Origin of the sequence: Xanthomonas sp. JAI131 (assembly GCF_013410075.1) — a bacterium.
GTDB lineage: Bacteria > Pseudomonadota > Gammaproteobacteria > Xanthomonadales > Xanthomonadaceae > Xanthomonas_A > Xanthomonas_A bonasiae.
Genome location: NZ_JACCCN010000001.1, coordinates 896,999 through 923,860, shown reverse-complemented (window position 1 = coordinate 923,860; position 26,862 = coordinate 896,999). Strand labels below are relative to the sequence as shown.

Annotated in this window: 22 protein-coding genes; all 22 read left to right on the top strand. The window is 69.9% G+C overall.

The window, feature by feature from the left end:
- Positions 1-2: 2 nt before the first annotated feature.
- The 22 genes from HDC36_RS03695 to HDC36_RS03590 all read left to right on the top strand — a co-directional run bounded on the left by HDC36_RS03695 (position 3) and on the right by HDC36_RS03590 (position 26,771).
- A complete protein-coding gene (locus HDC36_RS03695) occupies positions 3-1,142 on the top strand; it encodes an aromatic ring-hydroxylating dioxygenase subunit alpha (RefSeq protein WP_179564523.1) in 1,140 nt (379 codons plus the stop codon).
- A gap of 11 nt (positions 1,143-1,153) precedes the next feature.
- Positions 1,154-1,768, top strand: coding sequence for an acetyltransferase (locus HDC36_RS03690; protein WP_255432577.1), 615 nt, complete (start codon positions 1,154-1,156; stop codon positions 1,766-1,768).
- Positions 1,765-2,880, top strand: a complete 1,116-nt coding sequence (locus HDC36_RS03685; protein ID WP_218847986.1) for an FkbM family methyltransferase — start codon at positions 1,765-1,767, stop codon at positions 2,878-2,880. The genes HDC36_RS03690 and HDC36_RS03685 overlap by 4 nt, the downstream gene beginning before the upstream one ends.
- Before the next feature lie 69 nt (positions 2,881-2,949).
- On the top strand, positions 2,950-3,879 hold the full coding sequence (locus tag HDC36_RS03680; protein ID WP_179564520.1) for a sulfotransferase domain-containing protein: 930 nt from the start codon (positions 2,950-2,952) through the stop codon (positions 3,877-3,879).
- 216 nt (positions 3,880-4,095) lie between these two features.
- A complete protein-coding gene (locus HDC36_RS03675) occupies positions 4,096-5,214 on the top strand; it encodes a DUF1028 domain-containing protein (protein ID WP_255432576.1) in 1,119 nt (372 codons plus the stop codon).
- A gap of 242 nt (positions 5,215-5,456) precedes the next feature.
- Complete coding sequence (locus tag HDC36_RS03670) at positions 5,457-8,948, top strand: glycosyltransferase (RefSeq protein ID WP_218848062.1); 3,492 nt, start codon at positions 5,457-5,459, stop codon at positions 8,946-8,948.
- A 343-nt stretch (positions 8,949-9,291) separates the two neighbouring features.
- Entirely contained in the window at positions 9,292-9,654 is a 363-nt protein-coding gene (fliE, locus tag HDC36_RS03665; protein ID WP_179564516.1) for a flagellar hook-basal body complex protein FliE, read from the top strand.
- 11 nt (positions 9,655-9,665) lie between these two features.
- On the top strand, positions 9,666-11,378 hold the full coding sequence (gene fliF, locus HDC36_RS03660; RefSeq protein WP_179564514.1) for a flagellar basal-body MS-ring/collar protein FliF: 1,713 nt from the start codon (positions 9,666-9,668) through the stop codon (positions 11,376-11,378).
- A gap of 10 nt (positions 11,379-11,388) precedes the next feature.
- Complete coding sequence (fliG, locus tag HDC36_RS03655) at positions 11,389-12,378, top strand: flagellar motor switch protein FliG (protein WP_179565591.1); 990 nt, start codon at positions 11,389-11,391, stop codon at positions 12,376-12,378.
- Complete coding sequence (locus HDC36_RS03650; RefSeq protein ID WP_179564513.1) at positions 12,375-12,995, top strand: FliH/SctL family protein; 621 nt, start codon at positions 12,375-12,377, stop codon at positions 12,993-12,995. Before fliG ends, HDC36_RS03650 begins: the two co-directional genes overlap by 4 nt.
- Positions 12,992-14,368: a FliI/YscN family ATPase gene (locus tag HDC36_RS03645; RefSeq protein WP_179564512.1), complete on the top strand. Its 1,377-nt coding sequence runs from the start codon at positions 12,992-12,994 to the stop codon at positions 14,366-14,368. The genes HDC36_RS03650 and HDC36_RS03645 overlap by 4 nt, the downstream gene beginning before the upstream one ends.
- A gap of 3 nt (positions 14,369-14,371) precedes the next feature.
- Positions 14,372-14,839, top strand: coding sequence for a flagellar export protein FliJ (gene fliJ / locus HDC36_RS03640; RefSeq protein WP_179564511.1), 468 nt, complete (start codon positions 14,372-14,374; stop codon positions 14,837-14,839).
- Positions 14,836-16,134, top strand: coding sequence for a flagellar hook-length control protein FliK (locus tag HDC36_RS23420; protein ID WP_179564510.1), 1,299 nt, complete (start codon positions 14,836-14,838; stop codon positions 16,132-16,134). Before fliJ ends, HDC36_RS23420 begins: the two co-directional genes overlap by 4 nt.
- Before the next feature lie 227 nt (positions 16,135-16,361).
- A complete protein-coding gene (locus HDC36_RS03630; protein ID WP_179564508.1) occupies positions 16,362-16,898 on the top strand; it encodes a flagellar basal body-associated FliL family protein in 537 nt (178 codons plus the stop codon).
- A 12-nt stretch (positions 16,899-16,910) separates the two neighbouring features.
- Entirely contained in the window at positions 16,911-17,918 is a 1,008-nt protein-coding gene (gene fliM, locus HDC36_RS03625; RefSeq protein WP_179564506.1) for a flagellar motor switch protein FliM, read from the top strand.
- Positions 17,915-18,253 carry a flagellar motor switch protein FliN gene (fliN, locus tag HDC36_RS03620; protein ID WP_179564504.1) on the top strand — a complete coding sequence of 113 codons (339 nt, stop codon included), beginning with the start codon at positions 17,915-17,917 and terminating at the stop codon, positions 18,251-18,253. The genes fliM and fliN overlap by 4 nt, the downstream gene beginning before the upstream one ends.
- Positions 18,250-18,666 (top strand): flagellar biosynthetic protein FliO, encoded by a 417-nt coding sequence (gene fliO, locus HDC36_RS03615; RefSeq protein WP_179564502.1) that lies wholly within the window; start codon positions 18,250-18,252, stop codon positions 18,664-18,666. Before fliN ends, fliO begins: the two co-directional genes overlap by 4 nt.
- Positions 18,667-18,668: 2 nt before the next feature.
- A complete protein-coding gene (gene fliP / locus HDC36_RS03610; RefSeq protein WP_179564500.1) occupies positions 18,669-19,490 on the top strand; it encodes a flagellar type III secretion system pore protein FliP in 822 nt (273 codons plus the stop codon).
- Positions 19,491-19,494: 4 nt separating this feature from the next.
- A complete protein-coding gene (locus tag HDC36_RS03605; protein WP_145708136.1) occupies positions 19,495-19,764 on the top strand; it encodes a flagellar biosynthetic protein FliQ in 270 nt (89 codons plus the stop codon).
- Between the two features lie 15 nt (positions 19,765-19,779).
- A complete protein-coding gene (gene fliR / locus HDC36_RS03600; RefSeq protein WP_179564498.1) occupies positions 19,780-20,571 on the top strand; it encodes a flagellar biosynthetic protein FliR in 792 nt (263 codons plus the stop codon).
- A 135-nt stretch (positions 20,572-20,706) separates the two neighbouring features.
- Positions 20,707-23,658 carry a diguanylate cyclase gene (locus HDC36_RS03595; protein ID WP_343204313.1) on the top strand — a complete coding sequence of 984 codons (2,952 nt, stop codon included), beginning with the start codon at positions 20,707-20,709 and terminating at the stop codon, positions 23,656-23,658.
- 215 nt (positions 23,659-23,873) lie between these two features.
- Positions 23,874-26,771, top strand: a complete 2,898-nt coding sequence (locus HDC36_RS03590) for a ligand-binding sensor domain-containing diguanylate cyclase (protein WP_255432575.1) — start codon at positions 23,874-23,876, stop codon at positions 26,769-26,771.
- Positions 26,772-26,862: the final 91 nt, after the last annotated feature.

Sequence of the window (26,862 nt, the reverse complement as noted above, 5' to 3'; positions counted from 1 at the left end):
CCATGCCCCGCCATGCACTCGATGCCGAGCACTACATCAGCGAGCACAGCCTGCGCCTGGAACAGCAGCGGCTGTTCGGCAAGCTGTGGAACTTCGTCGGCTTTTCCTCGATGGTGCGCGAACGCAACCAGTTCTTCGCGCGCCAGGTGGCCGGCGTGCCGGTGCTGGTGCAGCGCACCGATGCGGGCATCCGCGCCTTCCTCAACCAATGCCCGCATCGCCAATCGGCGATCCAGATCGAGGCGCAGGGCAAGCGTCCGCTGGTCTGCCCGTACCACGCCTGGTCGTTCGGCCCGGAAGGCGAACTGCGAGGGCTGCCGAATTCCGGCCTGTACCAGTTCACCGCGCAAGAAAAGGCCGGTATCTGCCTGACCAGGTTCCGCCTGGAGCAGGTCGGCCAGCTGCTGTTCGTGAACTTTTCCGACGACCCGTTGCCGCTGGAAGAACAATTTTCGCCAGAGTATCTCGAGAACCTCCGCACCGCGTCGTCGCACCTGGATGCGCAGATCATCTACAGCTGCCATCGCGTGCGCTACAACTGGAAGTTGAACATGGAGAACGTCAAGGACTACAACCATGTTCCGTTCGTCCATCCCAAGACGTTCAGCCCGTTGATGGTGGGTGCGAGCAAGCCGTCCGCCAGCGTGGAGCGGCCCGCAGACGTCGCGTCCGAGGTGCAGCAGCTGCTGCAGGCGCAGGCCCGCCCGGCGCTGAGCGAACTGAGCTTCCCGGTCAAGGCGCCGATCACGCCGCAGGAAAACTGGTTCCGCGAGCTGTGCGAGGCCTATGGCGAAGAATCCGCCTACTACAACTGGTTCATCTATCCCAATGTGAACTTCTGCAGCGTGCGCGGCGATTACTTCCTGCTGCAACAGTACGATCCGGTGTCGGCGCACGAAACCGATTACCACCTGTGGGTGATGACCGCGCGCCGAAAGAGCGAGCGCACCGATTTCACCGCGCTGTTGAGCAACCTGATCCGCGGCGAGCGCACCGTCATCGCCGAGGACACCGTGTTGCTGGAACGCATGCAGGCCGGCCTCGGCGCGCATTCGCCGCGCGTCATGCACGGCGACTACGAAACGCAGCTGGTGCGACAGCACCTGTGGTATCGCGCCAACGTGCTGGGAGAGCCGGCATGACCTCGCTGCTGTTGCTGGGCGAAGGCGCCGCGCTGGAGCAGGCGCAGCGGACCGCGCAGGACTGTGGACTCGTCTATGCGTCTCTCGCGCTGACTTCAATCGACCACTACAACTTCGATCTAGGCGCGCTGCTGACGCACCACGCCGCTGCCGATACCGAGGTGTTCGTCGCGCTCGACGAACGCGCGGTCAACCATGCGCGGCACAAGCTGCTGGCCGATGTGCGCCTGGCGGGTTACCGCACGATCAATCTGGTCTCGGCGTCCGCGCACCTGGATGCCGACGTGCGCCTGATGGGCAACGTGCATATCGGCCCTGGCTGCAACTTGGCGTCGGGCACCCGTGTCGGTCCTGGCTGCTGGCTGGAGCGGCAGGTGATCGTGGAACGGGAGGTACGCCTGGGCGCCTGCGTGACCCTGCATGCCGGAGTGCATCTTGGGCGCAGCACGCAGATCGGCCAGGGCAGCACCCTGGGCAGCGGCAGCCTGACCCGCATCAACAGCAACATCGGACGCCATTGCGAATGGTTGCTGCCGGGCATGCTGCCCGATGCACTGCCGGAGCGATCTTTTCACGATGCACTGATGCCGGAAGGCGCACGCATCTTTACCGGAACACACTCATGAACGACATCGCAGCGCTTCGCTCCGACCCGTTGGATGCGCTCGCAAAGGCACGGGCGGTCTTCTTCCTGGCGCCGAGTTCCCACATCGGCAGCATCCACATGCCGCAGGTCCTGGTCGAATGCAGGCAGCGATTTCCGGGAATCCGCCTGGTCGCGGTGGACGACATGTACCATGCCGCGCCAGGCATGGTTGAAGGATACGACCAGATCCTGCCAGTGGCCGACTATGTCGGCGAGCCGCACTCTGTCGCCGTGAATTGCGGTCATCTGCTGGCGACATGGCTGTATTTCGACCACCTCGCCAAAGCCAGGCAAGGCAGCGTGATCGACCTTCCGGAGCTGTTGTACGCCTTCGACATGGTGCTGGTCTATCAGAACGGAAAGACCACGCGCGCGCAGACGCTCGAACACGCCGAACGATTCTCCGCGCTGAAACGCCGATTTGCTGACGCGCACAGCGTCGATACGCTCGATGCCGTGCTGCGCATGAGGATGACGGGCGACCGAGCGCATCTGCTGGATGTGATATGTCCCAGCGAGCAGGAATACTTTTCCATGTATCGCTCCGAGCTCACCCCGATCACGCTGCACGATAGCGAACACTATGTGGACATCGGCGCCTACGATGGCGACACGCTTCGCAAGTTTCTGACCGCCGCGCGCCATCGCTACCGGTCGATCCACGCGTTCGAGCCGGACCCGAGCAATTTCGCCGCCCTGCAGCAGCGCATGGGCTCCGTACCCGGACCGATATTCCTGCACAACCAGGCGGTCGGCAATTCGGACCAGCCGCTGTCGTTCTCGGCCAAGGGCAACATGGGCAGCCGGGTAGAGGTTGGCGGCGACATCCAGGTGCCGAGCGTGCGACTGGACGACGTGCTGGACGAGATCACGCTGTTGAAGATGGACGTGGAAGGGTTCGAGGCCCAGGTGTTGCTCGGCGGAGCGCAGGTGATCGGCCGCTGCCGTCCGCGCATGGCCATCACCTGCTACCACCATGCGCTGGACCTGCTGGACATCGTCGCTGTGCTCGACCGGATCTACCCGGACGCGCGCCTGCGGCTGCGGCACTATGCGATGTTCTTCTACGACACCATCCTCTACGTGGAGTGAGCGAAAGACCGTGCGAGCGAATCGATACACCTGCGCCGTTGGCGGCGACCGCTAACGGAAAATGGCGCAATGAAGCCCGATTACATCTTCATAGCCGGTACCGACAAAAGTGGCACCACGGCGTTGGCCAGCTGGCTCAGCAGCAATGGCCTCGCGCGCTTTGTCTTGCCTGGAATCAAGGAACCGTACACCTATCTGTCGGAAGGAACTGCGCGGCCGCTGCCGGCGGAACTGCCCTGGCTCGATGCCAGCGTCAACTATGCGATCAGTCCCCACGTGATCGCACGCCTGCCGGAGCACCGCACCAAGATCGTGCTGTGCGTCAGGAACCCGCTGGAGCGGGCCTGGAGCTCGTACCGGATGAAGAAAATCGCCGCGCTCGGCGGTGCGGTGGCGGCACGGATGTTCAGCGACTACCACCAGCATGGAGGCTGTATCACCGATGCCACCCCCGCGGGCTCGCACTCGGACGCGGTTTCCCTGGACGTCCTCAGAGACATTACCGCGCTCTGCTTTCCGCGCGCGTCCTCCCCCCATGTCCAGCGCCACTTCCAGGCCGAGGCCGAACGGCTGCGCGTCACCACCTTTGCCGCACGCGCCGATTACGAGATGCAGTTCCTGATGACGCGCCGCGCCTTCCCGTTCCTGTCGATGCTGGAAGGCAGCTTCTACTACGCCGCGCTGCGTCCACTTTCAGCGCGCTATCGGCCCGAGGACATCCTGCTGGTGTCGCTAGGTCGGCTGCGCGAGCCGCAGTACCGTGAGACGTTTCTGCGGCGCCTGATCGGCCACGCCCCGGCCACCGAACCGGTGCCCTTCGTCTTCTCCAGCCGCGAACTGGCGTTCGACGAGCCGGTGCCCGACTTCGCAGCGCCGGCGCTGCAGGCGCTGCGCGGCGCCCTGGCTTATGATTTCCGGCAATCCACCGAGCTGATCGCAGCACAGGGAATCGATGACGACTTGCTGGACATGGACGACATGCGCCGGCACCTGTTGTAGAGCCGACGTGGAAAAGCGCACGGACCTGCCGTTGCGTCAGCGAGCCGTCCGCGGCACGCATGCTGCATCTGCAGCGGACCGGCCTGCTCATGGGATCCAACGCCCCGCTCAGCATCGTCGTGCCGGCCTGCATGCCTTTGCGCCGCGTCGGCCAGACTCGCAGTACCGGCTGCCGATCGCCATGACCGGCATAGCTCCGCGCCGCGGATGCTGTGCATGATGTGCGCTCGCGTGCCGCTGCCGGCAGCGATGAACGTCCGCATTGCGGCGTGCGGAGAGCAACGGCCACGGCCGCGGACTTTCCGCAAGGCGTTTTCTTGTTCGCGACATCGCGAGGCATCGGACACCATGCGTTTCACCAGGAACCTCCGCCAAAGAGCGGTACGCCTGATCGCCGTTGCGTTTGGTTTCGCTATCGCCGGGCCGGCACTGGCGACATTTTCGATCGTGGCTTGCGCGCCGTCCGGCACGTGCGGGGCCGCGGTCGCAACCAACAATCTCGCCGTGGGCGCGACCGTCATCTATGCCCAGGCGAACGTCGGCGCAGTAGCCTCGCAATACGAAACCAATCCCTCCTACGGCCCCAAAGGCCTCGCCTTGCTGCAACGGCACGTCAGTGCGCGCGCAGCACTGGATGAACTGGTGCGGACCGACGACGGCTTCGAAGGGCAGGATGCCGCGTTCCGGCAGGTAGGAATCGTCGGAATCGGTGACGAGGGCGCTGCTTTCACCGGCGAGCAAGCCATGGCGTCTCCCTGGTCGGGGTCTGCGACCGGACCTGGCTACGCGATCCAGGGCAATGGCCTGAAAAGCGAAGCCGTCATCGCCGCGATGCGCGGCGCCTTCCTCGATGGCAAGGGATCGCTCGCCGATCGCCTGCTTGCGGCGCTCGCCGCGGGTCAGCGCGCCGGGGGCCAGACGACGGGAAAGATGTCCGCCGCGTTGTTGGTGCGAACGCAGGAAGGCGGCTTCCAGGACATCGATCTGCGCATCGACGCCGCTGCCGACCCCGTACCTGCTCTGCGTCATCTGCTCGATCTGCACCAGGCCAACAGCGCGATGGTCCGGGCCGAGCGCGCGCAACGCCGGGGAAAACGCGAACAGGCGCGCATCGCGCTGCACGAGGCGATCAGGCTTGGCGCCGACTGGGACCGGGTCTGGCGCCGCGCGGCGCGCCTGCAGATGGCATTGGGCGACAGCAACGGCGCGCTGCAAGCGCTGGCCGCGTTCGCGCATCTGAACCCGACCTGGGCGCAACTGGAAATGCAAGACCCGCTGTACACCGCCTTGCCCGCGGACCAGTTGCCCAGGATCGTCTCCCCGGCGCCGGATTAGGCCAAGGCGTGTGGCATTGGCGGACGTTAGCCGGATCGCGCGCCGCCGCGCCGGCCTCCATCTGAGCGCGCGGTCGTTCACCTCCCGCACGCCTCCACGGCACGCATTTTGCATCGCCTGCAGATCGGCAGCGCCAACGCCATCGTCGACCCGGCGCGTGCCGTGAACCGGCAAAACGCGCCTCCTTCCTCCTTCGAGACGGCCCATCCCGCATGAGTTCCAACGCCCTGGTCAGCATCGTCATGCCGGCCTACAAGTTCCGCTACTTCGAGCGGACGCTCGACAGCGTGCTGGGCCAGACCCATCCGGCGCTGGAACTGGTGATCTGCGACGACAACCCCGATGGCACGATCGCCGCGGCGGTGGAGCGCAGGCGTGCTGCGGCGCGCTTCCCGATCCGCTACCAGCGCAACCCCAGCCGCCTGGGCGAACTCGGCAGCACCATCAAGGGCATCGGCCTGGCGCAGGGCGACTACGTCAAGTTCCTGCACGACGACGACGTGCTGGAACCGGACTGCATCGCCGCGCTGGTGCAGGCCATGCAGGCCAGCCCCGACGTGGTGCTGGCGTCCTCGCGCCGGCAGCGCATCGACGGCGACGATGCGCCGCTGCCGGACATCCACGCCACCAGCTTCCCGTTCGCCGGCGACGTGCTGCTCGACGGCCCGGAGCTGCTGTCCTTCCTCGCCGACCACACCATCAACTTCATCGGCGAACCCAGCTGCGTGCTGTGCCGGCGCCAGGATCTGCTGGAGATCGGCGACCAGCTGATGATGCTGGACGGCAAGGTGATCCACTGGGTCGGCGACCTGGCGCTGTACGCCAAGCTCCTACACCGCGGCAACCTCGCCCTGCTGGCCAGGCCACTGACCCGCTTCCGGGTGACGCGGGACCAGTACAGCCAGGCCGGCCGCGACCAGCCGGGGATCGGCGACCAGGGCCACGACGATTTCCGCCGCGGCGTGCGCGCCATGGGCTGGTACCGCGGCGACGGCGACGTGCGCCTGGTCCATGTGACCCCGCTGGACGGAGGCCGCGCCGAACCGGTCGATCTGCTGCAGGCGATCCAGGCCGTGTATGCGCGCGGCCGCGCCCAGCTGGCGCTGCGCGACTGGCAGGCGCAGCGCCAGCTGCCGCCGGCCAAGCGCGCCCTGTTCGACGCGCGCCTGGCGGAACTGGGCGGCGGCGCGCGGCTGGCGGTAATGCTGGACGCGCGCAACGCCGACGCGGCCGCGCTGCAAGCCAGCCTGCACAGCCTGCTGCTCGACGGCGCCGCGTTCGCCACGCTGAGCGTGGCCGTGCTCGGCGCCGCGACGGCCACGCCGTGGCCGGATCCGCGGGTCCGGCATCTGCCGCTGGCGTCCGCCGACGAGGCCGCCGACCGCAACGCCGCGCTGGCCGAACTCGACCGCTCTGACTGGTTCCTGTGCGCCCGCGCAGGCACCGTTTTCTGCGCGGGCGGCCTGCTGCGCTTGGTGCTGGAACTGGCGCAGCAGCCGCACGGCAGCGCGCTGTATGCCGACGAATGGCTGGCGCTGGACGCCCAGACGCTGGCCCCGGTGCTGCGCCCGGATCCGGATCTGGACCTGCTGCTGGGTAATCCGCTGGCGACCGCCGGGCACTGGGTGTTCCGCCGCGCCCTGGTGCAGGAGCTGGGCGGGTTCGATCCCGATCACGACGGCGCGCTGGAATTGGAGCTGATCCTGCGCCTGTTCCAGCGCGATGCCGGCGCCAGCCTGGGACATCTGCCCGAGCCGCTGCTGATCGCGGCGCCGGCCGACGCCGCCGCGGGCGCCGAGGCGCGCCAGCGCGCCGTCGCCAGCCATCTGCGGGCACGCGGCTATGCCGACGCCAGGATCGACGCGCTGCCTGGCGGGCTGCATCGCATCGACTATGGCCATGCGCAGCAGGCGCCGGTCTCGATCGTGACCATCACCCAGGACAATCTGCCGGCCCTGCAGCGCCTGGTGGTCGGCCTGCTCGAGACCACCGCCTACCCGGCCTACGAACTGCTGCTGGTCGACAACGCCAGCGACGCGCCGGCGGTGGGCGCATGGCTGCAGGCGGTGGCCGAACTGGGCAACGGCCGCATCCGCGTGTTCGCACTGGAGCAGCGCGTGGCCCAGGCCGAGGCGCGCAACCTGGCCGCGACCCAGGCGCATGGCGACTACCTGCTGTTCCTGGACGCCGACAGCGCCGTGGTCCAGGGCCGCTGGCTGCACGAACTGATGAACCACGCGCAGCGCCCGGAGGTCGGCATCGTCGGCGCCAAGGGCGTGTCCGCGGACGCCACCATCACCCACGCGGGTCTGCTGCCCGGGCTGTTGCCCGGTGCCGGCCACGCCTTCGCCGGCGAGCCGATGGCGCAGGCCGGCTACATGGGCCGGCTGCAGGTGGCGCACCGCTACAGCGCCGTGTCCGAGCGCTGCATGCTGGTGCGGCGCGACCTGTTCGAACGCTTGTCCGGCTTCGATGCGGGCGGGTTCGGCGACGGCGGCGCCGACGTGGACCTGTGCCTGCGCGCCGCCGCGCTGGGCGAATGGACGCTCTGGACGCCGGAGGCGCTGCTGCTGCAGCCCGCCGCGCCGCCACGGCCGCAAAGCGCGGACGATGCGCTGCTGCAACGCTGGCTGCCGGTCATGGCGCACGATCCGGCCTACTCGCCGAGCCTGGGCCTGGAGCAGCCGGGCGGCTTCAAGCTCGGCGAATCCGAGTTCTCCTGGCAGCCGCTGGCGTGGAAGCCGCTGCCGCGGATCCTGGCGCATCCCGGCGACGCGTTCGGCAGCGGCCACTACCGGGTGATCCAGCCGTTCCAGGCGCTGGCCGAGGCCGGGCAGATCGACGGCGTCTACTACGCGCGCCTGCTCGACCCGGTGGAGATGGAGCGCATCGCCCCCGATGCGGTGGTGGTGCAACGCCGGGTCGGCGACGTCGAACTGGCCAAGATGGAGCGCATGCGCCGCTTCTCCACCGCGTTCAAGGTCTACGAACTCGACGACTACCTGCCCAACCTGCCGTTGAAGAGCGTGCATCGCGAACAGATGCCCAAGGACGTGCTGCGCTCGCTGCGCCGCGCCGCGGCGCTGGTGGACCGGGTGGTGGTGTCGACCCCGACCCTGGCCGACGCCCTCGCCGGCCTGCATGCCGACATCCGCGTGGTCCACAACCGGCTGGATCCGCGCATGTGGGGCGATCTGCCTGCACCGACCAGGACCAGCGCCGGCGCCAAGCCGCGGGTCGGCTGGGCCGGCGGCGCCAGCCACACCGGCGACCTGGAACTGATCGCCGACGTGGTGCAGGCGCTGGCCGGCGAGGTGCACTGGGTGTTCATGGGCATGTGCCCGGAGCGGCTGCGTCCGCATGTGGCCGAAGTGCACCCGGGGGTGGACTTCGAACGCTATCCGCAGGCCCTGGCCGCGCTGCGCCTGGACCTGGCGCTGGCGCCGCTGGAAGACAATCTGTTCAACCGCTGCAAGAGCAATCTGCGCCTGCTCGAATACGGCGCCTGCGGCTACCCGGTGGTGGCCAGCGACCTGCCGCCCTACCAGCACGGGTTGCCGGCGACCCTGGTCAAGAACCGCTTCCGCGACTGGGTCAATGCGATCCGCATGCACCTGGCCGATGCCCCCGCCCGGGCTGCGGCCGGCGACGCGCTGCACGCGGCGGTGCGCCGCGACTGGATGCTGGAAGGCGCCAACCTGCAGGCCTGGCGCGCGGCCTGGCTGCCGGACTGAGCGCAGCGGCCGCCGGGACCGGCACCAGGATTGCATCCTGCTGATCCGGTCCAGGACCCGGGCCGGCACGGCGCGTCAATCGGCCGTCACCAGGGCAGCGACGACCGCGGCCGGGCTGCGTCGGGAAGCCGACGCCGCCGCCTGCCCTCGCACGGCGCGCGCCTCCCTTCTCCCCCGGGAGAAGGTGCCCCGAAGGGGCGGATGAGGGTAAGGGCGACGCTTCGTGTCGTTCGATGCGGCCATGCGTTCGCCCGTCCTTCCGGGTAGCCGATCGGCACCCGCCGGATTTCGGCACACCGCTTGCATCCATCCCGGGTAGCCGCCCCGGCATGGACATCCCCGTATGAGCGACTCCATCAGTTCCATCCTCTCGCAGATCCGCAGCTACCAGAGCCAGGTCGGCCAGGCCGCGCCTGCGCAGGTGGCCGATGCCGGACGCAGCAATGCGATCGAAGGCCTGACCGGGACCCAGGGCACGCAGGCCCCGAGCTTCAGCGAAACCCTGCGCAGCGCGATCAGCGGCGTCAACGACACCCAGCAGAAGGCCGGCGATCTGGCCAAGGCGTTCGAAATGGGCGACCCCAACGCCGGCCTGGCCAAGGTGATGATGGCCGCGCAACAGTCCCAGGTGGCGTTCCGCGCCACCGTGGAAGTCCGCAACCGACTCGTCCAGGCGTACCAGGACGTGATGAACATGCCGCTGTAAGGTAGACAACGATGGCTCTTGCGCTCAGCAAAGACACTCTCAGCGGCGAAAAGGCAGGCGCCTGGTTCGATCGCCTGCAGAGCCTGCAGATCACCCGCCGCATCGGGCTGATGGCGATGATCGCCGTGGCGGTGGCCGCGGGCCTGTTCGTGTTCTTCTGGTCGCAGAAGCCCGCGTACACCCCGCTGTACACCGGCCTGGACGAAAAGGGCACGGCCGAGGCCACCGATCTGCTGCGCACCGCGCAGATCCCGTTCAAGCTCGACCAGACCACCGGCGCGATCACCGTGCCGGAGGACAAGCTCTACGACGCGCGGCTGAAGCTGGCCGGCTCCGGCCTGACCGACACCGGCAACATGGGCTTCGAGGTCATGGAGAAGGATCCGGGCTTCGGCGTCAGCCAGTTCGTCGAAAACGCGCGCTACCAGCACGCGCTGGAGACCGAACTGGCGCGCACCATCGCCAGCCTGCGCCCGGTGCGCGAGGCGCGGGTGCACCTGGCCATCCCCAAGCCCAGCGCGTTCACCCGCCAGCGCGACGTGGCCAGCGCCTCGGTGGTGCTGGAACTGCGCGGCGGCACCACCCTGGAACGCAACCAGGTCGATGCGATCGTCAACATGGTCGCCTCCAGCATCCCCGACCTGACCCCGGAGCGGGTCACCGTGGTCGACCAGAGCGGGCGCATGCTGACCATCGCCGACCCGAACAGCGACGCGGCCCTGAATGCGGCCCAGTTCGAGCAGGTGCGGCGCCAGGAAAGCTCCTACAACCAGCGCATCCGCGAACTGCTGGAGCCGATGACCGGCCCCGGCCGGGTCAACCCGGAAGTCAGCGTGGACATGGACTTCTCGGTCACCGAGGAAGCGCGCGAGCTGTACAACGGCGAGCCGCCGAAGCTGCGCAGCGAGCAGGTCAGCGACAGCAGCATGGCGGCGGCCGGCCCGCAGGGCGTGCCCGGCGCGACCAGCAATTCGCCGCCCGGCGCCGCCGCGCCCGGCCAGCCCGGTGCCGCCGGCACCCCGGGCGCGACCCCGGCCAACACGCAGCAGGCGGCCGCCGCGACCCCGACCGAAACCTCCAAGAGCGCCACCCGCAACTACGAGCTGGACCGCACCCTGCAGCACACCCGGCAGCCGCCGGGCCGGATCAAGCGCGTGTCGGTGGCGGTACTGGTCGACCACGTGCCGCGGCCGGGCGCCAAGGGCAAGATGGTCGAGCAGGCGCTCAGCGCCGCCGAGCTGACCCGCATCGAAGGCCTGGTCAAGCAGGCGGTCGGTTTCAACGCCGAGCGCGGCGACACCGTCTCGGTGATGAATGCGCCGTTCGTGCGCGAAGCGCCGGAAGCGGCGGACAAGCCCGGTTGGTGGGAAGATCCGCGGGTGATGAACGGCTTGCGCCTGCTGCTCGGCGCGGCGGTGGTGCTGGCCCTGCTGTTCGGCGTGCTGCGCCCGGCGCTGCGCCAGATCGCCGGCCCGGCGCCGGCCAAGAACACCGGCAAGGACAAGTCCGAGCCGCACAACGCCAATGTGTCGATGCTGGACGACGACGACCCGCTGCTGCCGTCGATGGCCGAAGACACGGCCAGCATCGCCGGCGGCAGCCGTCCCGCGATCGCCCTGCCCGACGCCTACGAAGAGCGTCTGCGCCTGGCCCGCGAAGCGGTCAAGCAGGATTCCAAGCGTGTCGCGCAAGTCGTGAAGGGATGGGTCGCCAGTGAAGCCTGATGCCAGTGCAATCAATGGAGTGCAGCGCGCCGCGGTGCTGCTGCTGTCGCTCGGCGAAGCCGACGCGGCCGAGGTGCTCAAGCACATGGACCCCAAGGAGGTGCAGAAGATCGGCATCGCCATGGCGACCATGAGCGGCATCTCGCGCGACCAGGTCGAGAAGGTCATGGACGAGTTCAACAACGAACTCGGCAGCAAGACCTCGCTGGGCGTGGGCGCCGACGACTACATCCGCAACGTGCTGGTGCAGGCGCTGGGCGCGGACAAGGCCGGCGGCCTGATCGACCGCATCCTGCTCGGCCGCAACACCACCGGCCTGGACACGCTGAAGTGGATGGACCCGCGCGCGGTCGCCGACCTGGTGCGCAACGAACACCCGCAGATCATCGCCATCGTCATGGCGCACCTGGACAGCGACCAGGCCGCCGAGGCGCTGAAGCTGCTGCCCGAGCGCGTGCGCGCCGACGTGCTGATGCGCATCGCCACCCTCGACGGCATCCCGCCGAACGCGCTGAACGAACTCAACGAGATCATGGAGCGGCAGTTCTCCGGCAACCAGGGCCTGAAGTCGTCCAACGTCGGCGGGGTCAAGGTCGCCGCCAACATCCTCAACTTCATGGACAGCGGCCAGGACCAGGGCGTGCTGGCGGCGATCGGCAAGATCGACGCCGAGCTTAGCACCCGCATCCAGGACCTGATGTTCGTGTTCGACAACCTGGTCGAACTGGAAGACCGCGCGCTGCAGACCCTGTTGCGCGAAGTCAGCGGCGACCGCCTCGGCCTGGCCCTGCGCGGCGCCGACATCAAGGTGCGCGAGAAGATCACCAAGAACATGTCGCAGCGCGCCGCCGAAATCCTGCTCGAGGACATGGAAGCGCGCGGTCCGGTGCGCCTGGCCGACGTGGAGGGCGCGCAGAAGGAAATCCTCACCATCGTGCGCCGGCTGGCCGATGAAGGCGTGATCAGCCTCGGCGGCGCCGGTGCGGAGGCGATGGTATGAGCGGCAACGTGGTGCGCTGGTTCGCGCCGGAGCTCAACGCCGCGCCGGTACCCGAGCCGCAGTTCGAGGACGCCCTGCCCGAAGAGCCGGTCTTGCGTCCGCCCAGCCTGGAAGACATCCAGGCGATCGAGGCGGCCGCGCAGCTCGAAGGCTTCGAGCGCGGCCACAGCGAGGGCCTGGCCCAGGGCCAGGCCGAGATCCGCCGCCTGACTGCGCAGATCGAAGGCATCCTGGACAATTTCTCGCGGCCGCTGGCGCGGCTGGAAAACGAAGTGGTCGGCGCGCTCGGCGAACTGGCGGTGCGCATCGCCGGCAGCCTGGTCGGCCGCGCCTACGAGGCCGATCCGGCGCTGCTGGCGGACCTGGTCGGCGAAGCGCTGGACGCGGTCGGCGGCGCGCGCCGCGAGGTCGAGGTGCGCCTGCATCCGGACGACATCGCCGCGCTGACCCCGTTGCTGGCCTCGATGGCCGACGGCACCCGGCTGGTGCCGGACCTGACCCTGAGCCGCGGCGACCTGCGCGTGCATGCCGAAGCGGTGCGCATCGACGGCACCCTGGAAGCGCGCCTGCGCGCGGCGCTGGAGACGGTGATGCGCAAGTCCGGAGCCGGCCTGTGAGCGCGCTGTCCGGCACCCATCCGGCCGACTGGCTGGACGCGCGCAACCTGCGCCTGGCCTCGCGCCTGGGCCAGCTCGACCTGGACGCCGCCGCCGGCCGCGGCCTGATCCGCGAAGGCATCCTGCGCCGCGCGGTCGGGCTGACCCTGGAAGCGGTCGGCTGCGAGGCGCCGATGGGCGCCACCTGCAAGGTCGAGGTCGACGGCGGCTGGGTCGATGCCGAAGTGGTCGGCTTCTCCGGCGAACGCACCTCGCTGATGCCCAGCGCCGAAACCCATGGCCTGCTGCCCAACGCGCGGGTGGTGCCGGTGCGCCGCCGCGGCGGCGTGGAAGTGGGCGAAGGCCTGCTCGGCCGGGTCATCGATTCGGACGGCGTGCCGCTGGACGGCAAGGGCCCGATCCGCGCCGAAGGCTCGGTCGGCATGGCCGGCATCTCGATCAATCCGCTGGCGCGCGAGCCCATCACCATGCCGCTGGACGTGGGCGTGCGCGCGATCAACGCGCTGCTGCCGATCGGCCGCGGCCAGCGCGTGGGCCTGTTCGCCGGCTCCGGCGTCGGCAAGTCCACCCTGCTCGGGATGATGACCCGCTACACCGCCGCCGACGTGATCGTGGTCGGGCTGATCGGCGAACGCGGCCGCGAAGTGCGCGATTTCGTCGAGACCACGCTGGGCGAGGAAGGCCTGCGCCGCGCCGTGGTCGTGGCCGCGCCGGCCGACCGCCCGCCGCTGGCGCGCCTGCACGGCGCCTACCGCGCCACCGCGATCGCCGAATGGTTCCGCGACCAGGGCCTGAACGTGCTGCTGCTGATGGACTCGCTGACCCGCTTCGCCCAGGCGCAGCGCGAGATCGGCCTGTCGGTCGGCGAACCGCCGACCACCCGCGGCTACCCGCCGTCGGTGTTCGCCAAGCTGCCGGCGCTGGTCGAGCGCGCCGGCAACGGCGCCAAGGGCCGCGGCTCGATCACCGCCTTCTACACCGTGCTGACCGAAGGCGACGATCCGCAGGATCCGATCGCCGACGCCGCCCGCGCCATCCTCGACGGCCACATCCTGTTGTCGCGGCGCGTCGCCGACAGCGGCCTGTATCCGGCCATCGACGTCGAATCCTCGGTCAGCCGCGTGGTCCAGGACATCGCCGACGAGCCGTGGCGGCTGCGCATCCGCGCGCTGAAGCGGCTGGTCTCGGCGTACTCGGCCAACCGCGACCTGATCACCATCGGCGCCTACCAGCGCGGCAACGATGCGGCCGTGGACGAGGCGCTGGAGCGTTGGCCCGAAATCATGGAATTCCTCGGACAGGATGTCGCCAAGGCCGCAGATCTGCCCCACAGCCAGGCCGCGTTGAAGCGCCTGGTCGAACGTGAGAACTAAGCCATGATGCAATCACAGCGTATCGATCCCCTGCTCCGCCGCGCCCAGCAGCACGAGGACGAGGTCGCCCGCGACCTGGCCGAGCGCCAGCGCGCGCTGGAGACCCACGAGTCGCGGCTGGAAGAACTGCGCCGCTACGCCGAGGAATACGCCAACAGCCAGATGGCCGCGACCAGCCTGGCGCAACTGGCCAACCGCCGCGCGTTCCTGGATCGCCTGGAAAGCGCGGTGCAGCAGCAGTGCCAGACCGTGGACCGCAATCGCGAGAAGGTGGAAATGGAGCGCAGCCGGCTGTTGCTGGCCAGCCGCGACAAGCAGGTACTGGAACAACTGGCGGCCAGCTACCGCGCCCAGGAACGCAAGGTCGACGACCGCCGCAGCCAGCGCGAGATGGACGACCTCGGCGCGCGCCGGGTGCGCCTGGCGGTGGCCGCGGCCGACAGCGACAACGACAACGGAGACAGCCGATGAGCAACGCACTTTCCGCGCTGGGCGGCAACGCCCGCGCCAGCGCCTCCGGCAACAGCGCCGACACCCAGGGCCGCGACCGCAGCGGCGGCCAGGACTTCGACAAGCTGCTAGGCAACGACAGCGCGCGCGCCGCGCCGAAGCCGGCGCCGCGGTCGAGCGCCAAGTCGCAGCAGGCATCCGCCGACAAGGACGCGGCGGCGAAGCGGCCGGAGGCGGCGGACGACAACGCCAGCGAACCGGCGCGCAGCGCGCAGGCCGGCAACCAGGCCGCCCGCGACAGCGAAAAGAGCAGCGAGGACAGCAAGGCGCCGAGCAAGGACAGCAAGGCCGCCGCCAAGAAAGGCGAGGACGGCGAGGAAGACGCCGGCTGGCCGCCGGCGGGCCTGGCCGGCATCGGCATGAGCCTGTTGCCGACGCTCGCTGCCGCGCTGCCGGCGGCGAGCGCCGGCCCGCTGGGCGCGGCCGGGCTGGCGATCGGCGTCGCCGGCGCCGCCGCCCAGGGCGTGGCCGCGTTGCTCGGCGGCGACACCCTGGCCGCGGCGGCCGGCGCCGATACCGCCGCCGCCGGTGCGGCCGCGACCGCCGCCGCGCCGGCCACCGCCGCGGCCAACAGCGGCGCCAGCGCCACCGGCTTCGGCGGCATGCTGGCGCAGGTCGCCGGGGCCGCGGCGCAGGCCGCCAGCGGCGGCGATGCCACGGCCCCGGTCGCCGCACTGGCGGCGCTGGCGACCGCCACCGACAAGAGCGCCGACAGCGGCAGCGATGCGGCCAGCACCGGCACCGATCCGATCAACCTGCTGGCCACGGCCGGGATCCACGCGCCGGCGCGCAGCGCCGACACCGCCGCGCCGTTCACCGGCTCGCCGACCCCGACCCCGAACCTGCACGGCGACAACTTCGACGACGAACTCGGCGCGCGCATGAGCTGGCTGGCGGACCAGAAGATCGGCCACGCGCACATCAAGCTCAGCCCGGCCGACCTGGGCCCGGTCGAGGTGCGCCTGCATCTGAACGGCGACCAGGTCAACGCCAGCTTCAGCAGCGCCCAGCCCGAAGTGCGCCAGGCGCTGGAGAACAGCCTGCCGCGGCTGCGCGACATGCTCGGCCAGCACGGCTTCCAGCTCGGCCAGGCCGACGTCGGCCAGCAGCAACAGCAGGCCTCGCAGAACGCCCGCCAAGGCAGCGGGTCGAACGCCGGCAATGCCGGCGGCGGCGTTGGCGACGAGCTGCTGGGCAACGTCGGGATTCCGTCGGTGGTGCTGCGCCAGCGCGGCCTGCTCGACGCCTACGCGTAAGCCGACCGCAGCATCGCGGCGGCCTCGGCCGCAACCGCTGCCTGTGGGAGGGGCGTCAGCCCCGACGCGGGTCGCCGATCAAGCCCGTCGGGGTTGAACTCCGTCCCACAAAAAGCCGCATCCATCGGCCGTCGCAGCCACCGTCAAATATCCGGCGAGTCCATCCCGCCGTTTCGGCACGCCGATTGCATCCTTAGGGGCAGAGTCCCCCCTTAAGGAGCCCATCCGTGGCAGCAGCAGCCGACAAATCCAAGAAATCCGCCGACGCCAAGGATGCCAAAGAGGCACCGGAGGGCGGCAAGTCGAAGAAGAAGCTGCTGATCATCGTCATCGCCGCGGTGCTAGTGCTGGGCGGCGGCGGCGCCGGCGCCTGGTTCTTCCTGAAGAAGCCCGATGCCGCCCATGGCAAGGCCGCGGCCAAGACCGCAGAACTTCCCAAGCCGGCGCAGTACTTCGCGATGGACCCGGCGTTCGTGGTCAATCTCAACGGCAGCCCCGACGAGGGCCCGCACTACCTGCAGATGGAAGTGCAGCTGATGACCCGCGACCCGGAAGAGCTGAAGCTGATCACCGAGAACGCGCCGGCGATCCGCGCGCACCTGCTGATGCTGTTCTCGCAGGTGCAGGCGCAGGACATCGCCGACATCGCCGGGCGCAAGAAGCTGCAGGCCGCGGCGCTGGCCGACGCGCAGAAGCTGATGACCGCCGAGACCGGCAAGAAGTGCGTGGAAGACCTGCTGTTCACCAGCTTCGTGACCCAGTAAGGCGCCGCCGCGATGACCGACCTGCTTTCCCAAGACGAGATCGATGCGCTATTGCATGGCGTCGATGCCGGCGCGGTGGACACCGGACCGGCGCCGCCGGCGCCCGGCGAAGCGCGCCAGTACGATTTCTCCAGCCAGGACCGGATCATCCGCGGGCGCATGCCGACCCTGGAGATGGTCAACGAGCGCTTCGCGCGGCTGTGGCGGATCGGCCTGTTCAACCTGATCCGGCGTTCGGCCGACCTGTCGGTGCGCGGCATCGACCTGATCAAGTTCAACGACTACATGCACTCGCTGTACGTGCCGAGCAACCTGAACCTGATCAAGTTCAAGCCGCTGCGCGGCACCGGCCTGATCGTGTTCGAACCGACCCTGGTGTTCACCGTGGTCGACAACTTCTTCGGCGGCGACGGCCGCTATCCCACCCGCATCGAAGGCCGCGAATTCACCCCGACCGAGATGCGGGTGATCCAGCTGATGCTCAAGCAGACCTTCGCCGACCTGCACGAGGCCTGGGCGCCGGTGATGGAGGTGGAGTTCGAGTACCTCAACTCCGAGGTCAACCCGCACTTCGCCAACATCGTCACCCCGCGCGAGTACGTGGTGGTCAGCCGCTTCCACGTGGAGCTGGAAGGCGGCGGCGGCGAGATCCACATCACCCTGCCGTACTCGATGCTGGAGCCGATCCGCGAACTGCTCGACGCCGGCATCCAGAGCGACCGCGTGGACCGCGACGAGAGCTGGAACATCATGCTGCGCGAGCAACTCAACACCGCCGAGGTCACCATCTCCAGCGTGCTGGCGCAGAAGCAGATGACCCTGCGCGAGCTGACCCGGCTGAAGATCGGCGACGTGCTGCCGATCGAGCTGCCCAAGCAAGTGCCGCTGTGCGTGGAGAACATCCCGGTGTTCACCGGCGAGTTCGGCATTTCCCGCGGCCAGAACGCCGTGAAGATCACTTCGACCCAACCCCCGGGCGCGCTGCGCCGCCGCCCCGCCCTTCAGGAAGACGCGTCATGAGCCAGAACGAAATCCCCGAGCCGGTCCCGACCCAGTTCGACAGCCTGCAGCCGGAAACCGGCAGCGACGGCAACGAGCTGAATCTGGACATGATCCTGGACGTGCCGGTGACGCTGTCGCTGGAAGTCGGGCGCAACCGCATCCCGATCCGCAACCTGCTGCAGCTCAACCAGGGCTCGGTGGTGGAACTGGAGCGCGGCGCCGGCGAGCCGCTGGACGTGTACGTCAACGGCACCCTGATCGCGCACGGCGAGGTGGTGACGATCAACGACCGCTTCGGGGTGCGCCTGACCGACGTGGTCAGCCCCAGCGAACGCATCCGGAGACTGCGGTGAGCCTATTGCTCGCGGCCGCCACCCAGGCGGCCAAATCGGCCTCGGGCGTCGGCAGCGCCGCGCCCTCGCCGCCCAGCCTGATCGGCGCGGTGTTCGCGCTGCTGCTGGTGTTGGGGCTGATCCTGGGCATGGCCTGGGTGCTCAAGCGCCTGCCCGGCAGCGGCTTCCGCCCGGCCGAGGGCCTGCGCGTGGTGGCCAGCCTGGCGGTCGGCGCCAAGGAGCGCGTGGTGGTGGTCGAGGTCAACGGCGAGCAGTTGCTGCTGGGCGTGTCGCCGGGCGGGGTACGCACCTTGCATCGCCTGCCCGAGCCGCTGCCGCAGGTGCCGGCGCCGTCGCTGCCGAACCTCAAGCAGCTCAAGAACCTCCCCGATTTCGCCCAGCTGCTGGCGCAGAAGCTGCGCAAGGACAAATGATCATGTTGCCTCGTTGGAACCGTTATGCGCGCGGCCTGCGCCTGCTGCTGATCCTGCTGACGCTGAGCCTGCTGCCGGCGCTGGGCTGGGCCCAGGCCGCGCCGACCGCGCCCGCCGCGCCGGCCGCGCAGAACGCCGCCCCGACCCTGCCCTCGCTGCCGGAAGTGAACGTCGGCAAGGTCGGCGCGCAGCCGGTGAGCCTGCCGCTGCAGACCCTGCTGCTGATGACCGCGATCACCCTGCTGCCGTCGATGCTGCTGGTGCTGACCGCGTTCACCCGCATCACCATCGTGCTCGGCCTGCTGCGCCAGGCGATGGGCACCGGGCAGACCCCATCCAACCAGGTGCTGATGGGCCTGGCGCTGTTCCTGACCGCGCTGGTGATGATGCCGGTGTGGGAAAAGGCCTGGGGCCAGGGCATGAGCCCCTACCTCAACGGCCAGCTCGACTTCCAGACCGCGTGGACCCTGACCACCCAGCCGCTGCGCGCGTTCATGCTGGCGCAGATCCGCGAGGCCGACCTGATGACCTTCGCCGGCATGGCCGGCAACGGCACCTACAGCAGCCCCGACGCGATCCCGTTCCCGGTGCTGGTGGCTTCGTTCGTGACCTCGGAGCTGAAGACCGCGTTCGAGATCGGCTTCCTGATCTTCATCCCGTTCGTGATCATCGACCTGGTGGTGGCCAGCGTGCTGATGTCGATGGGCATGATGATGATGTCGCCGATGCTGGTCTCGGCGCCGTTCAAGATCCTGCTGTTCGTGCTGGTCGACGGCTGGGTGCTGACCGTCGGCACCCTCGCCGCCAGCTTCAACGGAGTCTGAGCCGATGAGTCCCGAATTGGCCCTGACCGAATTGCGCGGCGGCCTGATCACCGTGTTGTGGGTGGCCGGCCCGTTGCTGCTGTCGATGCTGGTGGTGGGCGTGGTGATCGGCGTGTTCCAGGCCGCCACCCAGCTCAACGAACCGACCATCGCCTTCATCGCCAAGGTCATCACCCTGACCGCGATGCTGTTCGCCACCGGCAGCATGCTGCTGGCGCACCTGGTCGAATACACCACCATGCTGTTCCAGCGCATTCCGCATCTGATCGGCTAGCGGGCCGCCGGCGCCATGGATTCCGCAACGCAAATGGTCATCGATGGCCAGCAGGCCTTCGCCATGGTCGGGGCGATCCTGTGGACCATGCTGCGCATCGGCGCGATGCTGATGGCGATGCCGCTGGTCGGCACCCGCGCGGTGCCGGCGCGGGTGCGGGTGATGCTGGCGGCGACGCTGGCGATGGCGCTGGCGCCGCTGCTGCCGCCGGTGCCGGACTGGAACGGCTTCGACGCCGCGGTGGTGCTGAGCGTGGCGCGCGAACTGGCGGTGGGCGCGAGCATGGGCTTCATGCTGCGGCTGATCTTCGAGGCCGGCGCGCTGGCCGGCGAACTGGTCTCGCAGAGCACCGGCCTGGGCTTCGCGCAGATGGCCGATCCGCTGCGCGGGGTCACCTCCGGGGTGATCGGGCAATGGTTCTACCTGGCCTTCGGCCTGCTGTTCTTCACCGCCAACGGCCACCTCGCCGTGGTGCAGCTGCTGGTGGACAGCTACAAGGCGCTGCCGATCGGCAACGCGCTGCCGGATGCGCAGGCGATGGCCTCGGTGGCGCCGGATTTCTTCATGAGCATGATGCGCGGCGCGGTGACCCTGGCGCTGCCGGTGATGGTGGCGATGCTGGCGGTGAACCTGGCGTTCGGCGCGCTGGCCAAGGCCGCGCCGGCGCTGAATCCGATCCAGCTCGGCCTGCCGGTGGCGGTGGTGATCGGCCTGGCGCTGCTGGCGGTGCTGGTCGGCGAGATGGGGCCGCCGGTGCAGCGCCTGTTCGATGCCGCCTTTGACGCCGCCCGGCAGGTCACCGCCTAGACTACGCGGGCGCAGGCGCGCTGCCGGGCCTTGCGCATTCAAGCCCCGTGCGGCTGCGCCGATATCCTTTCCAACGGTGTTGCGCGTGCAGCACTTACCGCCGCGCAGCGCCTTCCGGGGACGCCAGTCATCGCCGTGCCGAACAGCCACCCGCCGCTGTCGCCCTCCCCGTCGCGCGGCATCGCATGGCGGCTCGCCGCCCTGCTCGCGCTATGCGCCTGCGTCGGCGCCGCCCCGGCGCAGGAATACAGTTTCCGCGACTACGCGCAGGCCGACGGCCTGCAGGGCCTGAGCATCAATTGCCTGTACGCCGATCGGCACGGCGTGGTCTGGGCCTGCACCGAACTGGGCCTGCACCGCTACGAGCGCGAACGCTTCGAACAGGTCGGCACCGATGCCGGCTTCGGCAGTCCGCTGGTCTATTCGATCGCCGAGGATCGCCGGCAACGCATGTGGGTCGGCACGTCCAATGCGCTGTACGTCGGCGACGGGCGCCGCTTCGCCGCCGTGCCCGGCGCCGACGGGCGCCGCCTGCGGATCGACCAGGGGCAATCGCTGGCGGCGTTCGGCGACGCCATCGTGGCGCTGAGCGGCAAACAGCCGCTGCGGATCGCCGCTGGCGCCGCTGGCGGCTGGCAGGTCGCGCCGCTGCGCACCGCCGACGGCGCGCCGCTGGCCGAGATCTCCAGCGTCACCGCGATCGGCGAGGCGCTGTGGCTGGGCTGCGGCCGCCAGCTGTGCCGGCTGGACGCGCAAGGCCGCCTGCAGCGGCTCGGCCGCGCCGAGGGCGTGCCCGACGACAGCTGGCTGGCGCTGCTGCGCGACCGCAACGGCACGCTGTGGGCGCGCGGCATCCACCACGTGCTGGCCTGGCCCGCCGGCGCGGCGGGCTTCGCCGAGCGGCCGCCGCCGCCGGGCAGCAGCCTGTCGACCATGGCGGTGGGCATCAACCTGGTCGAGGACGCCGCCGGCCGCGTACTGACCCGCAGCGACACCGGCCTGCTGCGCTGGGAAGGCGGGCATTGGCGCGCGTTCGAGCGTGCGCAGGGCCTGGGCGCGCTGGCGGCCAACATTTCCCCGATGCTCAGCGATCGCCAAGGCCGCCTGTGGATGGGCACCCGCGGCCGCGGCGTGCAGCGCTGGCTGGGCTACGGGCTGATCCAGCATTGGGAGGAACCGCAGGGACTGGCGACCGGGCCGACCTGGTCGATCCTGCGCAGCCGCGGCGACGGCCGCCTGTACGTGGGCAGCGAAATGGGCGCCAACGTGCTCGACGCCGACAGCGGGCGCATGCTGCCGCTGACCGACCGCGACGGGCAGGCGTTGCGGCAGACGGTGCAACTGATCGATGCCGCCGACGGCAGCCTGTGGCTGGGCCAGTCGTCCGGGCGGGTGCTGCAGCTGGATCGCGGCAGCGGCCGCATGCTGGAGCGGACCAAGGTGCTGTCGGCGCTGAAATGGATGTTCTTCGACGACGCCGGCACGCTGTGGCTGTTGACCACCCGCGGCATGTTCCTGCTGCCGCCGGGCGAATCCAGCGCACGGCCGGCGCGCGACGTGCCGCGCGACCAGTTCGTCGGCGGCGGCTGCGATGCGCGCCGCCGCCTCTGGCTGGTCGGCAAGAACGGCCTGTACCTGCGCCAGGCGCAGGGCTGGCAGTCGATCCGCCTGCGCGGCGCCGCGCTGCCGGATGCGGAACTGGACAAGTTCAGCATCGACGCCAGCGACGAAGCCTTGCTGTCGTTCGACGATGTCGGGATCTGGCGCGGGCGCTTCGACCCGCGCAGCGCCAGCCTGTCGCTGCGCAAGGTGGACGACCCGCTGCTGGCGCGGATCGTGCCCTACGTGTTGCGCCAGGACCGGCAGCAACGGCTGTGGGTCGGCAGCAGCCAGGGCCTGGATTTGTGGTCGGGCGGACGCTGGATCCGGGTCACCCAGGCCGACGGACTGCTGTGGGACGACACCTCCGAATCGGCGTTCTTCGAGGACAGCGACGGCTCGGTGTGGATCGGCAACAGCAAGGGCGTCAGCCAGATCCTGGACCCGGCGCGGCTGTTCGCCGTGCGCCCGCTGCAGTTGCGCTTGCTGCGCGCCACCCGCGCCGGCAAACCGGTCACCGCCGGCGCACAGCTGCCGTGGTCGCAGCAGCCGATCGAGTTCGCCTTCTCGGCCCCCGGCGCGGTCGGCGGCAGCGACAGCATCGGCTTCCGCTACCGCCTCGAGGGCCTGCAGGAGCAATGGGCCGGCACCCAGCAGGCGCATCTCAGCTACACCCTGCTCTCGCCCGGCCGCTACGCGCTGGAGGTGCAGGCGCTGGACGAACGCCAGCGCACCCGCAGCAACCTGGTGCGCCTGGAATTCTCGATCATGCCGCCGTGGTGGCGCAGCCCGCTGGCATGGATGGCGTACCTGCTGGCGGCGGCATTGCTGCTGACCGTGGTCTGGCGCTGGCGGGTGAAGCAGTTGCTGGTGCGCGAGCGCACCCTGGCGCGCCTGGTCGCCGAGCGCACCCAGGAACTGGAGCACGACAAGCGCGAACTGGAGCAGGCGCGTGCCACGCTGGCGCTGAAGTCGGTGCGCGACGACCTCACCGGCCTGCTCAACCGCGTCGGCATCCTCGACGCGCTGGCGGTGCAGATCCAGCGTTGCCAGGACGACGGCAGCCCGTTGGCGGTGGCGATGATCGATCTGGACCACTTCAAGCAGATCAACGACCAGCACGGCCATCTGATCGGCGATGCGGTGCTGGCGCGGGTCGGGCGGCGCATGAACGCCAACCTGCGCGGTGCCGACCTGATCGGCCGCTACGGCGGCGAGGAACTGCTGGCGGTGCTGCCGGGCCTGTCGCCGCCGGCGCAGAGCCGGCTGCGCGCCCTGCACCAGGTGATCGGCGCCACCCCGTTCCTCACCGACGCCGGCCTGCTCGAGGTCACCGCCTCGATCGGCGTGGCCTGGTACCGCGAGGGCGAGTCGGTGCAACAGTTGCTCAGCCGCGCCGACGACGCGCTGTACCGGGCCAAGCATGGCGGCCGCAACCGGATCGAATTGCATCTGGACCCGGCCCTGGGAGCCAGCGTGCCGCGCTGAGCGGCGCCGGCTCAAGCCCAGCCGCGGCGCGGCCGATAACAGACAGCGAGCGACGCGCCGCGCGCGCAGCGCCACGGCCGCCGACCGCTGCGACCACGGCACGCAACGGTCGCGCTCCTTCTCCACTTCTTGCCCGGTGCCGCACGCGATGTCGGATTTCCTGCCAGCCCCCGCCGATGACTGCCGCGGCACACGCGGCGGCTGAGGGGCCCGGTATGCGCGCGCGCCGGCGCGGCCTGTGGCCGCTGCAGGCCCTGCTGCTGTGGCTGGCCCTGGAACTGCTGTCGGCCGGCGTCGCCCGTGCGCAGTCGATTCCGTTGCGCCGCTACGCCCACGACCAGGGCCTGCTCGGCCTGGCCGACACCTGCCTGCTGCAGACCGGCGACGGCAGCCTGTGGGTGTGCACCGAGAGCGGGCTGTACCGCTTCAATGGCCATCGCTTCGAACAGGTGCCGCTGCAGGGGCAGCGCGGCCATTTCATCAGCGCCGCGACCGAGGACGCCGAGCACCGGTTGTGGGTGGCCACCTTCGACGCGCTCTATGTCGGCGACGGCACCCAACTGCGCCGGCTGACCACGCAGGAGACCGGACCGCTGCACAAGAACAAGCTGCGCCTGGCCAGCGCCCCCTGGGGCATGGTGCTGCTCAACGGCCAGCAGGCGCTGCGCGCGGTGCCCGCCAGCGACGGCCGCTGGCGGCTGCGGCCGCTGTTCGACGCGGCGACCCTGGCGCGGCTGCCGCAGCTCGGCAAGCTCGCTGCGGCGCAGAGCGAAGCCGACACGCTGTGGCTGGGCTGCGACCAGGAGCTGTGCCGGGTCGCCGCCGATGGTTCGGTGACGGTCTACGGCCAGGCGCAGGGCCTGCCGCCCGATCGCTGGCGCCATGTCGTGCGCGACCACGACGGCGCGCTGTGGCTGCGCGGCGACCACCACGTGATGCAGTTGCCGGCCGCGGCCGAGCGTTTCGTCGCGCGGCCCCCGCCCGGCGCCGGCCAGCGCCAGGTGGTCGGCCAGGCGCAGATCCTGCTCGATCCGCAGGGGCGCGTGCTGGTCCGCACCGGCCAGGGCCTGGCGCGCTGGGAACATGGCCACTGGCGCCAGTTCGACCGCAGCAACGGCCTGCCCGACGGCGGCATCGTGGTGCTGCTGTTCGACCGCGCCGGCGACCTGTGGATGACGGTGGACGGCGAAGGCGTGGTGCGCTGGAACGGCTACGGCTGGATCGAGAACTGGGACGTCTCGCAAGGCATGAGCACCGCGCCGACCTGGAGCATCCTGCGCAACGGCGACGGCGCGCTGCTGCTCGGCAACGAAGCCGGCATCAACCGCCAACGCCGTCCCGACCAGCGCTTCCAGCCCTGGCTGGCGGATGCCGGGCTGCAGGTCATCAGCCTGCAGATCGCGGCGGACGGATCGCTGTGGAGCCTGGGCTCGCTGGGCGAACTGCGCCACCACGATCGCCACGGCCGCCTGCTGCGCAGCTATCCGCGCCTGGGCGGCTCGATCAGGCGGGTGTTCCTGGATGCCGACGGCCGGATCTGGATCCTCGCCGCGGATGGGCTGTACCTGCTGCAGCGGCCGCAGTCCGACGACGTGCCGCAGCGGGTGCAGGCACTGCCCGCCGGCGAGTACTCGGACATCCAGCAGCGCCGCGACGGCACCCTGTGGCTGGCCGGCGCGGCCGGCGTGTTCCGGCTGCGCGGCGACACCTGGACCCCGATCCGGCTGCAGCTGGACGGCAAGCCGGCGCAGCCGTGGGTCAGCAAGCTGCTGATCCAGGAAGACGGCCAGGTCTGGGCCGCGCTGTACAACCCGGGCGTGTGGCAGGGCCGGCTCGACGGCGACACCCTGCAGTTGCGGCCGAGCGCCCAGCCCGAGCAGCGCGAACTGCAGATCTACCTGATTCGGCGCACCCGCAACGGCTGGATCTGGATCGGCCACAACCAGGGCGTGGACGTCTACGACGGCCGCCGCTGGTCGCGCCTGACCCAGTCGCAGGGGCTGCTGTGGGACGACATCTCCGAATCGGCGTTCTTCGAAGACCACGACAGCTCGGTGTGGATCGGTACCAGCAAAGGCGTCAGCCATATCCTGGCCCCGCCGCGCCTGTTCCAGGCCAACGCGCCAGGGGTGATGCTGAGCGAATTCAGCCGCGGCGGCCATCCGATCGCGGCCGGCGCGCGCCTGCCCTGGAACGAGGAGCCGCTGCACATCGAGGCCGGATCGCCGGACCTGTACGACGACCGCAACCGGGTTTCGCTGCGCTACCGCTTCGAAGGCGCGCATACGCGCTGGATCTACACGCCCAACTTCGAGATCGAGCATCCGCCGCTGGCGCCGGGCGACTACACGTTCGAACTGCAGTTGCTCGACGCCTACCGGCACAGCGCCTCGGCGCCGGTGCGGGTGGCGTTCTCGGTGGCGCCGGTGTGGTGGCGCAGCCAGACCATGCTGGCGCTGTACGCGTTGCTCGGCGGTGGGCTGGCGATCGCCGCGCTGCATTGGCGCGAGGGCCGCCTGCGCCAGCGCGAGCGCCACCTGGCCGACCTGGTCGCGCTGCGCACCCAGGAACTGGAGCACGACAAGCGCGAACTGGAGATCGCCCGCGCCGCGCTGGCGGTGAAGGCCTCGCACGACTCCCTGACCGGCCTGCTCAACCGCGCCGGCATCCTCGATGCGCTGGCCGCGCAGATGCGGCACAGCCTGGCCGAAGGCTGGCCGCTGGCGGTGGCGATGATCGACCTGGACCACTTCAAGCGCATCAACGACACGCACGGCCACCTGATCGGCGACGCGGTACTGACCAAGGTCGCGCAGCGCCTGAACAGCAATCTGCGCGAATCGGACCTGATCGGCCGCTACGGCGGCGAGGAACTGCTGGGCGTGCTACCCGGCCTGCCGATCCCGTCCCACGAGCGGCTGCAGGACCTGCGCGTGGCGGTCTCCGGGCATCCGCTGCGGGTCGGCACGCAGAGCCTGGCGGTCACCGCCTCGATCGGCGTGGCCTGGTACCGGCCGGGCGAGAGCCTGCAGCAGTTGCTGGCCCGTGCCGACGAGGCGCTGTACCGGGCCAAGCGCCTGGGACGCAATCGCGTGGAACTGCAGCAGGACTAGGCAGAGGCGCCGCGGCGGAGACGCGGCGCGGCCGTGCAGCGAACGGTACGGTCCTTGCAAGAGGCTGGGTTGAATCCCCTGCCCGGCACGC